We start from the raw sequence: 13,844 nt of genomic DNA, 5'->3' as shown, positions 1-13,844 counted from the left end.
ACGAGGGGGCACCCGGCCGTAGTGGCCGGGTGCCCCCTTTGCGGAGAGTCCCGCTCAGTCCTCGCTGGCCGCGCTCGGCAGCTTCGCCTGGATCAGGTCCATGACCGAGGAGTCGGTGAGCGTGGTGACATCACCGAGATCGCGGTTCTCGGCGACATCGCGCAGCAGCCGCCGCATGATCTTGCCGGAGCGGGTCTTGGGCAGCTCCGCGACCGGCAGGATCCGCTTGGGCTTGGCGATCGGGCCGAGCTGCTGGGAGACATGCGCGCGCAGCTCCTCGACCAGGCCGGAGCCCGCGTCGGCGTCCGATGTCTCGGCGGCCGCGCCGCCGCGCAGGATGACGAAGGCGCAGATGGCCTGGGTGGTCTGCGGGTCGGCGGCGCCGACGACCGCGGCCTCGGCCACCTTCGGGTGCGAGACCAGCGCCGACTCGACCTCGGTGGTGGAGATGTTGTGGCCGGACACCAGCATGACGTCGTCCACACGGCCGAGCAGCCAGATGTCGCCGTCGTCGTCCTTCTTGGCGCCGTCGCCGGCGAAGTACTTGCCTTCGAAGCGCGACCAGTACGTGTCGAGGTAGCGCTGGTCGTCGCCCCAGATCGTGCGGAGCATGGCGGGCCAGGGCTCGGTGAGGACGAGGTAACCGCCACCGCCGTTCGGGACCTCGTTCGCCTCGTCGTCCACCACGGTGGCGGAGATGCCGGGCAGTGCGCGCTGCGCCGAGCCGGGCTTGGTCTCCGTGACACCCGGCAGCGGGCTGAGCATCATGGCGCCGGTCTCGGTCTGCCACCAGGTGTCGACGATCGGCGTCGCGTCGGCCCCGATGTGCTTGCGGTACCACATCCACGCCTCGGGGTTGATCGGCTCACCCACCGACCCGAGGACGCGCAGCGACGACAGATCGAACTTCGCCGGGATGTCGTCGCCCCACTTCATGCAGGCGCGGATCGCGGTCGGCGCGGTGTAGAGGATCGTCACGCCGTACTTCTGCACGATCTCCCACCAGCGGCCCTGGTGCGGGGTGTCGGGCGTGCCCTCGTAGAGGACCTGGGTCGCCCCGTTGGAGAGCGGGCCGTAGGTGATGTACGAGTGGCCGGTCACCCAGCCGACGTCGGCGGTGCACCAGTAGACGTCGGTCTCCGGCTTGAGGTCGAAGACCGCGTGGTGGGTGTACGACACCTGGGTGAGGTAGCCGCCGGTGGTGTGCAGGATGCCCTTGGGCTTACCCGTCGTCCCTGAGGTGTAGAGGATGAACAGTGGGTGCTCGGCGTCGAAGGCCTCGGGCGTGTGCCGGTCGCTCTGCCGCTCGACGATCTCGTGCCACCACACATCCCGGCCGTCCTGCCAGGCGATGTCCTCCTGGCCGGTGCGGCGGACGACCAGCACGCTGCGGACGTTCTCCGTGCCGGGCCGGGTCAGCGCTTCGTCGACGGCGGGCTTGAGGGCGGACGCCTTGCCGCGGCGGTAGCCGCCGTCGGCGGTGATCACGACGCGGGCGTCGGCGTCGTTGATACGGGTCGCCAGCGCGTCGGCGGAGAAGCCGCCGAAGACGACGGAGTGCGGGGCGCCCAGGCGCGCGCAGGCGAGCATGGCGATGACCGTCTCCGGGATCATCGGCATGTAGATGGCGACCCGGTCGCCGGCCCGCACACCCAGCTCGATCAGCGCATGGGCGGCCTTGGAGACCTTGCGCTGCAGCTCGGCGTAGGTGATCGCGCGGGTGTCGCCCGGCTCGCCCTCGAAGTGGATGGCGACCCGGTCGCCCAGGCCGTTCTCCACATGGCGGTCCACGCAGTTGTAGGCGACGTTGAGCTTGCCGTCGGCGAACCACTTCGCGAAGGGTGCGTTGGACCAGTCGAGGGTCTGGGTGGGCGTGGTCTCCCAGGACAGACGTGCGGCCTGCTCCGCCCAGAAGCCCAGCCGGTCCCCCGCGGCCTGTTCGTACGCGGCAGCCGTGACGTTGGCGTGCGCGGCCAGATCGGCGGGCGGCGGGAACCGCCGCTCCTCCTTGAGCAGGTTGGCCAGGCTTTCGTTGCTCACAACATCTCCCATTCCCAGGGCTTTCGATGTGTCCCAGGCCATAGCTCATCAGCCCATGCCTGGCCCTGACAAGGGCTGTGGATAAAAATTGGTGTAGACCTGTATTCCGCCGGCTGATTCCGGCGGTGTTGGGCGACTGCCGCGCAGGTCAGACCGTGACCGGTGCCGGTTCGCCGTGGACCGCGCAGAACCGCCCGGTGGCCTCGTCGAGCACATAGGCCTGGGCCTCGCCGACGTGGAAATACATGCCGTGCAGCGCGAGCGAGCCCTCGGCCACCCGGCGGGCCACACAGGGGTGCTCCCTGAGGTGGTCGAGCTGCTGCATGACGTTGACGAGCGCCAGCCGCTCCTGGTCGTCGGTCACCGGCCGCCCGCTCAGGGCGACTTCGCTCCTGCCCAGCCGCCCGATGCGCCGCATACGGGCCAGGCTCGGCCGGCCGTGCCGCAGCCAGCGGGCGAGCGGTGTCGGCTCGGCCTCCTCGGGCGAGGCGGAGCTCAGCAGCGCCCCCATGGCGCCGCACCCCGAATGCCCGCACACCGTGATCGAGCCGACCCGCAGCACCTCCACCGCGTACTCGATCGCCGCTCCTACGGAGTCGCAGGAGGCGTCCGAACCGGGCGGCGGCATCAGGTTGCCGACATTGCGCACGGTGAACAGATCACCCGGACCGCTGGACGTGATCATGCTCGTGACCAGCCGGGAGTCGGCGCAGGTCAAAAACAGCTGGGTGGGCCGCTGTCCCTCGCGCGCCAGCCGGGCCAGCTCCTCGCGTACGAGCGGAGCCGTATGGCGTTGGAATGCGCTGACCCCGCCCAGCAGTTGGCTGCCGCTGCTCTTCGGGGCCGCTGCGCGGTCCGGGGCGGGCCGGGTGCAGTGGTGGTTGCGCCAGGGCGTCCACGGCCGGCAGGAGTGCGCCTTGGCCGGCTCGGCGAGCGGCCGGCCCGAGCGGCCGCCGAGCGTCACCCAGCCGCCGTGCGCCCGATGGGTGGCGGACCAGGACTGCAGCGCCTCGTAGGCGGCGTGATCCATGAACGAACCGCACAGCTCGATGACGACATCGGTGTGCGCCGGCACCAGCGCCAGCGCCCGGGTCAGCCGCGGCACCGCCAGGAACGTCAACTGCCCGCTGACGCGCACCCGGTGGCCGTCCGCCTCCTCCGTCACCGTGACACGGGTGTGCGTCAGCCGACGCAGCGCCAGGAAGACCGCGATCACGATCCCCGTCAGCACGCCCTGGAGCACGCCGAAGAGCACGACCCCGCCCAAGGTGGCGGCGTACACCGGGAATTCGCGGTGCCGCTGTACATGCCGGATGTGCGCGAAGCTCACCATCCGTACGCCGACGACCATCACCAGCGCGGCGAGCGCGGCCAGCGGGATCAGCTCCAGCGCCGTGGCCAGCAGGCCCGCGCACAGCAGCACCCATACGCCGTGCAGCACGGTGGCGCGGCGGGTGGCCGCGCCGGCCCGTACGTTCGCCGAGCCGCGGATCGCGCCCCCGGAGACCGGCAGCCCGCCCAGCAGCCCGGACACGGCATTGGCCACGCCCTGGCCGGCCAGCTCGCGGTTGAGCTGTGCGCGGCCTGCGGGGGCGTCCGGTCGCTCGGCCGCGAGCCGGTCCACGGCCACCGCCGACAGCAGCGATTCCATACTGGCGACGAGGGTGACGGTCAGCACCGCGGTGGCGAGCGCCGGAACGGACGCGTCCGGCAGCGCGGGCAGCTCCGGCATCCGCCAGGACGGCAACTCGACGCGCGGCACGGCCGTCCCCATGCCGACGGCCGTCGCGGCGAGCACGGCGGCCAGCGGGGCGGGCACCATCCGCGCCCATCGCCCGGCGCGGCCCGGCAGCCGTCCCCAGCCGACCAGTACGGCGACGGTGACGGCACCGATCAGCAGCGCGGCGACGTGCGGATGCGCCAACTGGCCGGGCAGCGCCGCGGCATTGCCGAGCGCCGAGCTGCCGGGACGGCCGCCGAGCACCACATGGAGCTGCCCGATCGCGATGGTGACGCCGATGCCGGCCAGCATGCCGTGCACGATCGCCGGGCTGATGGCCAGCGTCGCGCGGGCCACGCGCAGGGCGCCCAGGGCGAGTTGGGTAACACCGGCCAGGACCGTGATCGCGCAGGTGGCGCGCCAGCCGTAGCGCTGGACGAGGTCGGCGGTGACCACCAGGAGGCCGGTGGCCGCGCCGCTGACCTGGAGCGGGGCGCCGCCGAGCAGTCCGGCGACGATGCCGCCGACGGCCGCGGCGACCAGGCCGGCCTGGAGCGGTGCGCCGGTGGCCAGGGCGATGCCGAGCGAGAGGGGGACGGCGAGCAGGAAGACGACGATCGAGGCGGAGAGATCCCGGCGGGCGGCCCGGCCGGCCTTCTGTGCAACGGGTTTCCCGAGCCCTGGCGTACGGGGCTCGGGAGGGATCTCGGTGTGGTGCGGGGTGTGCGGCGGCTGCGGCGGCGACTTCTCGATCTGCGACATTCCCGTCTCCTCCGGGGCGACGCGGTCGCGCGGGGCGCGATCGTGGGGCGGCGGTGTACTGCGGCGGGACGCGAGCCGGCCGGCGGTCGTCGCGGTGGGTGACGGTCCGGTGACTCTCAAGCATCGGTAAATGAATCGTAATGACAGGTAAAGGTAGTGAGAAGGCTTTTCGGGCATTCGCCCCAAGCCTTCCCTCTATCGGGTGAACGTGATGACTTTTGGCTTGTCTTTTTAATCCTTCTTCTTAGTGCATGGAGGCTTGTGCGCAGTTATTCCGATTAATCGCTCGGAAGGTGCTCACGGCGCCAGGAATGAGGTGGCTGATGGCGGCCTCATCGAAGGTGACGGCAGCGGCGCTGCCGGTGGGCCGGGCGCCGAAGGGCGGCTGAGCGGTGTATCTCTCCAGCGCCTCTCCGGGTCCGTCCGCACCGGCTCCGTCCGTACCGACCGGCAAACCGGCCGAGCCGGCCGCACCGCCCGTGCGGCCTGGCAGGTCAAGCGGGTCAGACGGGCTGTGGGGTAGCCGCTCCCTCGAAGAGCACAAAGGCGGGGTCGACCTGGGCCGCGAGGTCGACCCCGGTCTTCGCGTTGCCCCAGCTCTCCGCGTTCTTCAGGTGGAAGTGCACCATCTGGCGCGTATAGCGCTCCCAGTCGCGCCGTTCGTAGGCCGCGTCGGCCGTGTCGTGCAGCGCCTCCAGGGCGCGGCGGTTGGCCTCCTCCAGGTAGGCGAAGCGGGTCGGGCGGCCCTTCTCCATGGCGCGCACCCAGTCGGAGTGCCCCACCGTCACCAGCAGGTCGTCGCCCGCCTCGGCGCGCAGGAACGCCAGGTCGTCGGGGCCCTGCACCTTGTTGCCCACGACCTTCAGGGGGACGCCGAAGTCCCGCGCGTACTCCTTGTACTGGCGGTAGACGGCGATGCCCTTACGGGTCGGCTCGGCGACCAGGAAGGTCATGTCGAAACGGGTGAACATCCCGGAGGCGAAGGAGTCGGAGCCGGCCGTCATATCGACGACGACATACTCCTCACGGCCGTCCACAAGGTGGTTCAGGCACAGCTCGACCGCGCCGACCTTGGAGTGGTAGCAGGCCACACCCAGATCGGACTCGGTGAACGGCCCGGTCGCCATCAGCCGCACACGGGTGTCGTCGAGCTCCACCGTCCTGGCGCAGGTGTCGTAGACGAGGTTGTCCTCGCCGACCCGCAGCAGCCGTGAGCCCCCGCCGGGCGGGGTCGTCTTGATCATGGAGTCGGCGGACGGGATCCGCGGGTTGGTGCCGCGCAAGTAGTCCTTGATCAACGGGAGATGAGCGCCCATCGCGGGCAGCGTGGCGGCCTCCGCCTCGTCGAGGCCGAGCGCGGCACCCAGGTGCTGGTTGATGTCGGCGTCCACCGCGATCACGGGGACACGGGCCGCGGCGAGATGCCGGATGAACAGGGAGGACAGGGTGGTCTTGCCACTGCCGCCCTTGCCTACGAAAGCGATCTTCATGTTCACCAAGGGTAATCGCACTATAGCTCTGAGTGAGAGATGCGCGTGAGGAAGACCACTCCTTCGAGGGGTTCCGCCTGGTGGTGCGTAGGGTCGTACCCATGGCTGGAATCTCCCGGGGGACCTCCCCCGTACCCCCGAAAGCGAGCGACGATCCGCTCGCGACCCTGGCCTCGCTCCCGGGAGTCGCCGAGTCCGTGGACTCGGTACGCAAGGGCGTCGACCGGGTCTACGGTCACCGGATCATGCGGCGTCGCAGCAATGAGGTCACGTCCGAGGCGGCGCTGCGTGGAGCGCGCGGTTCCGCGGCGCTGTCCGGCGCCGACTGGGCGCTCGAAGAGGTCAGGCGGCGCACCGACTTCAGCGAGGAGGGCGAGCCGCGGACGGTCGGCGCGGCGCTGCGGCTGACCGCCGAGGCCGGGCAGCTGCTGAGCGTGTGGCGGCAGTCGCCGCTACGGGTGCTGGCGCGGCTCCATCTGGTGGCGGCATCAGGCGGCGGGCGAAGCTCCGACACGGGTGATCATGGGCGCCGCGAGTCGGCCGACGAGACCGTGGGGCGGCCCCGGCTGGCCGGTGAGCCGGTGGACGAGCCGCTCATCGAGCTGGCGCTGCCGGACGCCGAAGAGGTCGCCGGGCGGCTGGACGGGCTGTCGCGGCTGCTGCTCGCGGGCACCGAGGCGCCGGCCCTGGTGGTCTCGGCGGTGGTGCACGGCGAGCTGCTCGCGCTGAGGCCGTTCGCCTCGTCCAACGGGCTGGTCGCCCGGGCCGCGGAGCGGATCGTGCTGGTCGGCAGCGGACTGGACCCGAAGTCGATCTGCCCCGCCGAGGTCGGGCACGCCGAGCTGGGGCGCGCGGCCTATGCCGCGGCCCTGGACGGCTATGTCTCGGGGACCCCGGAGGGCGTCGCGGCGTGGATCGCGCACTGCGGGCGCGCGGTGGAACTCGGCGTACGGGAGAGCACCGCCGTCTGTGAGGCGCTCCAGCGCGGCGCGGCATAAGGGCCGGGCGCGAGCGCTCGGTGAAAGCATTGGGCAGCGTTCGGAATTTCCGGAGGCATTGCTTCATTCGGCCCTGAACAGGGTTGCGGCGGTACCAATCGGTGGTACCGCCGCTGGCATGTCTGCCGGGTTACCATGCGTGCACGAAATTTGCCCATCAGGTCGGAATCTTCGTCCGGTTACCTGGTGCGGCTGGCCCGTAATCGACGGGTCGGCGTCGCGTGGGTGCCCGACATTCATGCATCGGTCCGTGGGCCACTTGCTGCGTTAAAGGTGTTCCTCTCGGATGTCCTTGGTCTCGCGGGCCGTTAAGTCCTTTGTACTACTCGGGCGGGGTAAGTGGAACCCCAGGCCGCAGATCTTTACGTTTGGCTTCAAACGCGGGCATTACGGGCGGCACTGCTGATCTGGCCAATACGGGCCGGACGTGTCTTTGTCGTTTTGCGCCGGCTGGCGTACCAGACCAGCGTCGCGGTGGCCATGGCCGCACCCACGGCGGCCATGACGGCGAGCGCCGGCCGCGAGGGCATCGACAGCGCCGGCAGCCGCTGCTTGAGCGGGACCGGGCGGTTGAAGGAGAGAACCGGCCAGCCGCGCGCGACCGCCTCGCGGCGCAGCGCCCGGTCCGGATTGACCGCGTAAGGGTGGCCGACCGCGGAGAGCATCGGGACATCGGTCGCCGAATCGCTGTACGCATAGCAGCGCTCGAGGTCGTAGCCCTCGGACGCGGCGAGTTCCCGGACGGCCTCCGCCTTGGTCGGACCGTAGGCGTAATACTCCACCTCTCCAGTGAAGCGGCCGTCCTCGCCGACGACCATACGGGTGGCCACGACCCGGTCCGCGCCCAGGAGTTCACCGATCGGTTCGACGACCTCCGCGCCCGAGGTGGAGACGATCACGACGTCCCGCCCCGCGGCGTGGTGTTCCTCGATGAGCGAGGCCGCCTCGTCGTAAATGATCGGGTCGATCAGATCGTGCAGCGTCTCGGCGACGATCTCGCGAACCTGGGCCACATCCCACCCGCGGCACAGCGAGGAGAGATATTCGCGCATCCGCTCCATCTGATCGTGGTCGGCGCCACCGGCAAGGAACACGAACTGGGCGTACGCAGTGCGCAGTACGGCCCGCCGATTGATCAGGCCGCCTTGGTAGAACGACTTGCTGAAGGTCAGCGTGCTCGACTTTGCAATGACAGTCTTGTCCAAGTCGAAGAACGCAGCAGTACGGGGAGTCGAGTGAGGCACGGAGTGGTTTTCCACGGGGTGAGCATAGGCGCCCACCATTCGGCGTAAGGTGTGGCGCGTGGGTTTGCCTGAGAAGGCTCTCGGGTACACCATGGAAGTCACGGATCGTTCGCGACCGTGCTAACCCGGTCCGGCTCCTCCCCCCCCGAGTCGGCCGTGGGGACGACCCCCGCTCTCCCCCCCGGCGGGGGTCGTCGCATGTCCGGACGCATTTTCCGCCGCCGGACGCCGATCCGCCGCTCTCCTTGTCTGCGTGACGCCAGCGACCTCGACCCTCTCGCCTCATTACGCACCGTAGCCAACACGCTGCTCTGAGGAAGGCTCTCTTGAGTCCCACTTGAGCCCCAGAAGTAGCCGTTCGTCGCTGGAATAGGTGACAGGGATATTCACAGCCACGGAGTTGTCCACAGATTTGGGTCAAGATCCACGAGATTTTCCCGATCGCTGCACCGTAAAAGAGTCCGCGAGTTCGCGGATGTGCGAGTTGCGTAGCGATAGGGGGACGGAACGTGGCCGGAACCACGGCATCGGAACGCTCGGACCGAACCGGCGAGCAGCGGGTCGGACCGCTGATCATCACCGAGGACGAACGGCTCCTCGACGATCTCCTGCGACTGTGTGCGGCGGCCGATGCGCTGCCCGAAGTGGCGCACGGCCTGCCGCCGCGCAAAGAGGGCTGGGAAGCGGCGCCCCTGGTGATCGTCGGCGATGACTGCGCGAGCCGGTTACGCGGCGCCGGACGCCGGACGGGCGTCATCCTTGCGGGCCGCGACGCGGACCACCCGGAAGTCTGGCGGCAGGCCGTCGCCATCGGGGCGGAGCGCGTCCTTGCCCTCCCCGAGGGCGAACGCTGGCTGGTGGACCGGATCGCCGACGCGGTCGAGGGCGTCGGGCCGCCGGCCCTGACGGTCGGCGTCATCGGCGGCCGCGGCGGTGCCGGGGCGAGCACCCTGGCCGGCGCGCTGGCCGTCACCGCCGCGCGAACGGGGCGCCACACCATGCTCGTCGACGGAGATCCGCTGGGCGGTGGGCTGGACGTCCTGCTGGGCGGCGAGAAGGAAAAGGGCCTGCGCTGGCCGGCCTTCGCCGAATCGCGCGGCCGGGTGGCCTCCGGCGCCCTGGCGGAATCGCTGCCGCAACTGCACTCCCTACGGGTCCTCAGCTGGGACCGGGGCGCCGAGGTTGCCATCCCGCCCCCGGCCATGCGCGCCGTGATGGCCGCGGCGCGCCGACGCGGCGGGGTCGTGGTGGTGGACCTGCCGCGCCGGGTCGACGCGGCGGTGGCGGAGGCCCTGGCCCAGGTGGACCTCGTCCTGCTGCTCGTCCCTACGGAGCTGCGCGCGGTCGCGGCCGCCCAGCGGGTGGCCACCGAGGTGCGGAAGGTGCTCCGCGATCTGCGGGTGGTGGCGCGCGCGGCTCCCGGCCGCCATGGGCACGGCCTGCCCCCGGACGAGGTCGCCCGCCTCATGGAGCTGCCTCTTGCTGGTGAATTGCCGTGGGAGCCGGGCCTGTTGGCGGATCTGTCGCGCGGTGTGCCACCGGGGGCGCAGGTGCGCGGGCCGCTGGCGCGGTTCTGCGCCGGGTTTTGGGGGCGGGCGACGGCGAGCGGGGGTGTGGGCCACACCGGAGGGACGGAGTCCGGGCCGGTGGCGGCCTCTGGTGAGGACGTTCAGGGCGGAGGCCGGTCATGAGCCAGGGCCAGGACCTGCTGGACGTGGTGCGCCGGCGGCTCGCCGAGGCCGGGGCGGATCCGACACCGGCCAGGGTGGCGGTGGCGCTGCGCGCGGAGGGGCGGCTCCTGGGGGACGCCGAAGTGCTGGGCGTGGTGGCCGCGTTGCGGTCCGAGATGGTGGGCAGCGGGCCGCTGGAGCCGCTGCTGGCCGCGCCCGATGTGACGGACGTGCTGGTCACCGCGCCGGACGAGGTGTGGGTGGACCGCGGCGGCGGACTGGAGCGTACGGACGTCCGCTTCCGGGATGCGGCAGAAGTACGCAGACTCGCCCAGCGGCTGGCGGCGGTGGCCGGCCGAAGGCTGGACGACGCCCGGCCGTATGTCGATGCCCGGCTCCCGGACGGCACCCGGCTGCATGCCGTGCTGCCCCCGGTGGCGGTCGCCGGGACCTGTCTGTCCTTACGGGTGCTGCGGCCGCGGGCTTTCGGCCTCGCGGAACTGGTGGCGGCCGGCACGGTCCCGCCGGGCGGCGACCGGCTGCTCAGGGCGATGCTGGCGGCCCGGCTGTCGTTCCTGATCAGCGGGGGTACGGGCTCCGGCAAGACCACTCTGCTCAGCACGCTGCTCGGCCTGGTCGGCCCGGGCGAGCGGATCGTCCTGGCCGAGGACTCCGCGGAGCTGCGGCCGGACCATCCCCATGTGGTGCGGCTGGAGACCCGGCCCGCCAACCAGGAGGGCGTCGGGCGGGTGACGCTGCGGGACCTCGTACGGCAGGCGCTGCGGATGCGCCCGGACCGGCTCGTGGTCGGCGAGGTGCGCGGCGCCGAGGTCACGGACCTGCTGGCGGCCCTCAATACGGGCCATGAGGGCGGCTGCGGCACGGTCCATGCCAACGCCGCATGCGACGTCCCCGCCCGCCTGGAGGCTCTCGGCTCGACCGCGGGCCTGGACCGGGCCGCGCTGCACAGCCAGCTGGCGGCCGCGCTCTCGGTCGTGCTGCATCTCGTACGCGACCGGGCCGGCCGGCGCCGGATCGCCGAGCTCCATGTCGTGGAGCGGGACCGTGACGGCTTCGTGGTGACCATGCCGGCCGCCGTCTGGAGCCCGACCGGCTTCCAAGAGGCGGGCGGCTGGGGGCGGTTGATGCGGCTGTGCGAGCGGGGCGGGGGCGAGTGCCGATGAGCGGGGTCGGCGTGGTGCTGGTGCTCGCGGTGCTCTGTGCGGGGGCCGCGGTCCGGCTGGCCGGTGGTGGGCGGGACGACGTACGGCGGCGGGCCCGGGCGGTGCTCGGAGGGGGCGGGGCAGCGGGCAGTCCGGTTGTGTGGCGGGGCGAGGGGGTGCGGAAGTGGTGCGTGGGGCGGGTGGTCGAGGGGGTGGCGGGGCGGCGGTGGAGCTTCGGGCGCCGGGGGGACGTCGGGCGGGAAGTGTGGTGCCTGCCGGCGGGTCTGGTGCTGGGGGCGCTGGGCGGGTCCGTGCTGCCGGTCGTCGCCTCGCCGGCGGCCGTGTTCCTCGTCCGGCGGTGGCTGCTCGCCCGTGGGGAGGCGCGGGCACGGGACCGGCGGGCCGCCGAGGTGATTGGGCTGTGCGCGGCGGTGGCGGGCGAGTTACGGGCCGGGCGGCAGCCGGCCCAGGCCCTGCTCGTCACGGGAGCGCCGGCTCTAGGCGAGGCGGGCTCGGCGGTGGTGGCGGCCGCGCGCTACGGAGGCGACGTACCCCGGGCGCTGCGAGCGGCGGCGCGGCTTCCGGGGGCCGGGGGACTGGCCGGCATGGCGGCGTGCTGGCAGGTGGCGGTGGAGGGCGGCGCGGGACTCGCCTCCGGGCTGGAGCGGATCGCGGCCGGGCTCAGGGCCCAGCGGGATCAACGTGAAGAGTTACGGGCCCAGTTGGCGGGCCCCCGAGCCACCGCGCTGATGCTCGCACTGCTCCCGGTGGGCGGGCTGCTGATGGGCAGCGCACTCGGCGCCGACCCGCTGCGGGTGCTGCTGCACACCCCCGCCGGATGGGGCTGCCTGGTGGCCGGCGGGCTCCTGGAGTGGGGCGGGGTGGCCTGGACGGCCCGGATCGTCGCGGACGCGGAAGGTGCTCAGGAAGGGGGAGTGTCGTGACTGCAGAAGTTGTCCACAGGGTGGGGATGGCGATCGCTGCCGGGATGGCGGTGTGGTGCGCCGTGGCGCTGGTCCGGGAGGCGCGCGACGGGCGAGCCCTACGCAGACGGGTGTCGGCGCTGTGGGGCGGCGGCTTGGGCCGGTACGGCGGTCCGGACCGGTACGGCGGCGGGGACGGGGCTCGGCCTCGATCGTGCCACCGGACGGGTGACCGCTTCCGGTGGCGCGGACGGGGTACGGCGGCGCAGGGCGAGGCGCGAACGAAGGGGGAATGCAAGGGCGAGGGACGACGGGACAACGGGCCGAAGGGTGAGGGGCGACCGGACAGTGGGCCGAAGGCGTGGCTCGGGTCCCTGGGGGCCGCCGCCTTCGTGGCCATCCTCGTCGGTGGCGTGGCCGGTGCCATGGCGGGACTCGCGGTGGGCTTCGGCGCGCATCGCTGGCTGGCGCGCCAACGGGGCGCGGATGCGGCGCGGTTGGCGGCCGCGGAGGTGCGTGCGGAACTGGCACCGGCCGGTGATCTGCTGGCGGCCTGTCTCGCGGCGGGTGCCGGGCCGCGGGAGTCGGCCGAGGCGGTGGGCCGCTCGCTCGACGGACCCGTTGCCGAGCGGCTGCGCCAGGTGGCGGCGGAACTGCGCCTGGGCGGCGAACCGGCCCTCGTATGGCCGCGGCTGGCCGCGCTCCCCGGAGCCGAAGGGCTGGCGCGGTGCATGGAGCGCGCCGGGATATCCGGGGTGCCGGCCGTCGAGTCGGCGTCCCGGATCGCCGCCGAACTCCGTGCGGAGCAGGCCAGAGCGGCGATCACATGGGCCCGGCGGGCGGGGGTGCTGGTCACCCTGCCGCTGGCGGCGTGCTTTCTCCCGGCGTTCCTGACGCTCGGAGTGGCACCGGTACTCATCGGCCTGGCCGGCGAACTGCTGGGACGTAACTGATCTCCAGGCGCGCCGGTCCCGGAGCCGGGCTGGTCCCGGGGCCGGGCCGACCGCGGGACGTGGGTGATCCCGGGACGTAACTGATCTGTAAGTGAAGCAAATTCAGCGACCGGTGGAGGCACCGGTGGAGCGGGGGACGGAATGTTTCGACGGTGGTGGGCGGAGCTGCGCGCGGTGGCGGCCGATGACCGGGGGATGGCCACGGCGGAGTACGCCGTGGGGACGCTCGCGGCATGCGCCCTGGCGGCGGTGCTCTACAAGGTTGTGACGAGCGCAGGCTTCCGGGCGATGCTGCGGTCGGTGCTCGAACGGGCGATCAATGTCCAGTTCTGACGGCAGGGGGCCGGGCCCCCGGGCTCGCGGCGCCCCGCGGACCGCTCGCGACGCCGGATTTGTGACGGCGGAGACGGCCGTGGTCATGCCCGTGCTGGTGGCGGTCGTGGCGGCGCTCATCTGGGGGCTGATGGCGGTCTGCGCCCGTATCGAGTGTGTGGATGCGGCCCGGGCCGGGGCGCGCGCCGCGGCGCGGTCGGAACCGCGGGCGGCGGTGATCGCGGCGGCGCGGAGCGCGGCTCCACGAGGCGCGCGGGTCGCGGTCACACGGGAGGGCGACCTGGTGCGCGTACGGGTCGAGGCCGGTCTGCCGGGTGTGGGGCGGCTGCCGGTGCAGGTCGGAGGGGAGGCGGTGGCTCTTGCCGAGGAAACGGTGCGATGAGGGCTCGGCGACGGTCTGGACGGTCTTCGCGGCGGCGGCGCTGTGCGCGGTCTTCCTGGCCCTCCTCGGCGTGGGCCAGGCCGTCACGGCGCGGCACCAGGCGGGCGGCGCCGCGGATCTGGCGGCGCTGGCCGCCGCGGATCGCGCTCCGCGGGGCCCGGCCGGG

12 protein-coding genes are annotated in these 13,844 nt (G+C 72.3%); 8 read left to right on the top strand and 4 right to left on the bottom strand.

The window, feature by feature from the left end; genetic code table 11:
• Positions 1-54: 54 nt before the first annotated feature.
• The 3 genes from acs to DY245_RS19850 form a co-directional block, all read right to left on the bottom strand.
• Positions 55-2,040, bottom strand: a complete 1,986-nt coding sequence (gene acs, locus DY245_RS19860; RefSeq protein ID WP_128508599.1) for an acetate--CoA ligase — start codon at positions 2,038-2,040, stop codon at positions 55-57.
• A gap of 148 nt (positions 2,041-2,188) precedes the next feature.
• Positions 2,189-4,522, bottom strand: a complete 2,334-nt coding sequence (locus DY245_RS19855) for a SulP family inorganic anion transporter (protein ID WP_128508598.1) — start codon at positions 4,520-4,522, stop codon at positions 2,189-2,191.
• 503 nt (positions 4,523-5,025) lie between these two features.
• Positions 5,026-6,012: an ATP-binding protein gene (locus DY245_RS19850; protein ID WP_128508597.1), complete on the bottom strand. Its 987-nt coding sequence runs from the start codon at positions 6,010-6,012 to the stop codon at positions 5,026-5,028.
• 101 nt (positions 6,013-6,113) lie between these two features.
• Between DY245_RS19850 and DY245_RS19845 the strand changes: the two genes are divergently transcribed.
• Positions 6,114-7,010, top strand: a complete 897-nt coding sequence (locus tag DY245_RS19845; protein WP_128508596.1) for a Fic family protein — start codon at positions 6,114-6,116, stop codon at positions 7,008-7,010.
• A gap of 374 nt (positions 7,011-7,384) precedes the next feature.
• On the opposite strand, the gene DY245_RS19840 is transcribed toward DY245_RS19845, so the two are convergent.
• On the bottom strand, positions 7,385-8,293 hold the full coding sequence (locus DY245_RS19840; protein ID WP_128508595.1) for an HAD family hydrolase: 909 nt from the start codon (positions 8,291-8,293) through the stop codon (positions 7,385-7,387).
• Between the two features lie 470 nt (positions 8,294-8,763).
• Here DY245_RS19840 and ssd point away from each other — a divergent pair, with 470 nt between their 5' ends.
• The 7 genes from ssd to DY245_RS19805 form a co-directional block, all read left to right on the top strand.
• Positions 8,764-9,945 (top strand): septum site-determining protein Ssd, encoded by a 1,182-nt coding sequence (gene ssd, locus DY245_RS19835; RefSeq protein WP_128508594.1) that lies wholly within the window; start codon positions 8,764-8,766, stop codon positions 9,943-9,945.
• Positions 9,942-11,108 carry a TadA family conjugal transfer-associated ATPase gene (locus tag DY245_RS19830; RefSeq protein ID WP_181923767.1) on the top strand — a complete coding sequence of 389 codons (1,167 nt, stop codon included), beginning with the start codon at positions 9,942-9,944 and terminating at the stop codon, positions 11,106-11,108. Before ssd ends, DY245_RS19830 begins: the two co-directional genes overlap by 4 nt.
• The gene (locus tag DY245_RS19825; protein WP_128508593.1) at positions 11,105-12,031 is read left to right on the top strand and encodes a type II secretion system F family protein; all 927 of its coding nucleotides are present in this window, start codon (positions 11,105-11,107) and stop codon (positions 12,029-12,031) included. The genes DY245_RS19830 and DY245_RS19825 overlap by 4 nt, the downstream gene beginning before the upstream one ends.
• Positions 12,028-12,963 carry a type II secretion system F family protein gene (locus DY245_RS44485; RefSeq protein WP_425329415.1) on the top strand — a complete coding sequence of 312 codons (936 nt, stop codon included), beginning with the start codon at positions 12,028-12,030 and terminating at the stop codon, positions 12,961-12,963. The genes DY245_RS19825 and DY245_RS44485 overlap by 4 nt, the downstream gene beginning before the upstream one ends.
• Positions 12,964-13,104: 141 nt before the next feature.
• Positions 13,105-13,296 (top strand): DUF4244 domain-containing protein, encoded by a 192-nt coding sequence (locus DY245_RS19815; RefSeq protein ID WP_128508592.1) that lies wholly within the window; start codon positions 13,105-13,107, stop codon positions 13,294-13,296.
• On the top strand, positions 13,283-13,678 hold the full coding sequence (locus DY245_RS19810; RefSeq protein ID WP_128508591.1) for a TadE family type IV pilus minor pilin: 396 nt from the start codon (positions 13,283-13,285) through the stop codon (positions 13,676-13,678). The genes DY245_RS19815 and DY245_RS19810 overlap by 14 nt, the downstream gene beginning before the upstream one ends.
• Positions 13,656-13,844, top strand: a 189-nt coding sequence (locus DY245_RS19805) for an Rv3654c family TadE-like protein (protein WP_244943143.1), incomplete at its 3' end; no start/stop codon positions are given. The genes DY245_RS19810 and DY245_RS19805, both read left to right, overlap by 23 nt.

The sequence above is a fragment of the Streptomyces inhibens genome, from assembly GCF_003389455.1.
GTDB classification, from domain to species: Bacteria; Actinomycetota; Actinomycetes; order Streptomycetales; family Streptomycetaceae; genus Streptomyces; species Streptomyces inhibens.
The sequence above is the reverse complement of the archived record's forward strand: the minus strand, read 5'-3'. Positions and strand labels throughout refer to the sequence as shown.

Excerpts from the sequence above, each read along its gene's own strand:
- DY245_RS19855 (WP_128508598.1), bottom strand. The coding sequence starts at position 4,522 with ATGTCGCAGATCGAGAAGTCGCCGCCGCAGCCGCCGCACACCCCGCAC.
- DY245_RS19850 (WP_128508597.1), bottom strand. The coding sequence starts at position 6,012 with ATGAAGATCGCTTTCGTAGGCAAGGGCGGCAGTGGCAAGACCACCCTG.
- DY245_RS19845 (WP_128508596.1), top strand. The coding sequence starts at position 6,114 with ATGGCTGGAATCTCCCGGGGGACCTCCCCCGTACCCCCGAAAGCGAGC.
- DY245_RS19840 (WP_128508595.1), bottom strand. The coding sequence starts at position 8,293 with ATGGTGGGCGCCTATGCTCACCCCGTGGAAAACCACTCCGTGCCTCAC.
- DY245_RS19830 (WP_181923767.1), top strand. The coding sequence starts at position 9,942 with ATGAGCCAGGGCCAGGACCTGCTGGACGTGGTGCGCCGGCGGCTCGCC.
- DY245_RS19825 (WP_128508593.1), top strand. The coding sequence starts at position 11,105 with ATGAGCGGGGTCGGCGTGGTGCTGGTGCTCGCGGTGCTCTGTGCGGGG.
- DY245_RS19815 (WP_128508592.1), top strand. The coding sequence starts at position 13,105 with ATGTTTCGACGGTGGTGGGCGGAGCTGCGCGCGGTGGCGGCCGATGAC.
- DY245_RS19810 (WP_128508591.1), top strand. The coding sequence starts at position 13,283 with ATGTCCAGTTCTGACGGCAGGGGGCCGGGCCCCCGGGCTCGCGGCGCC.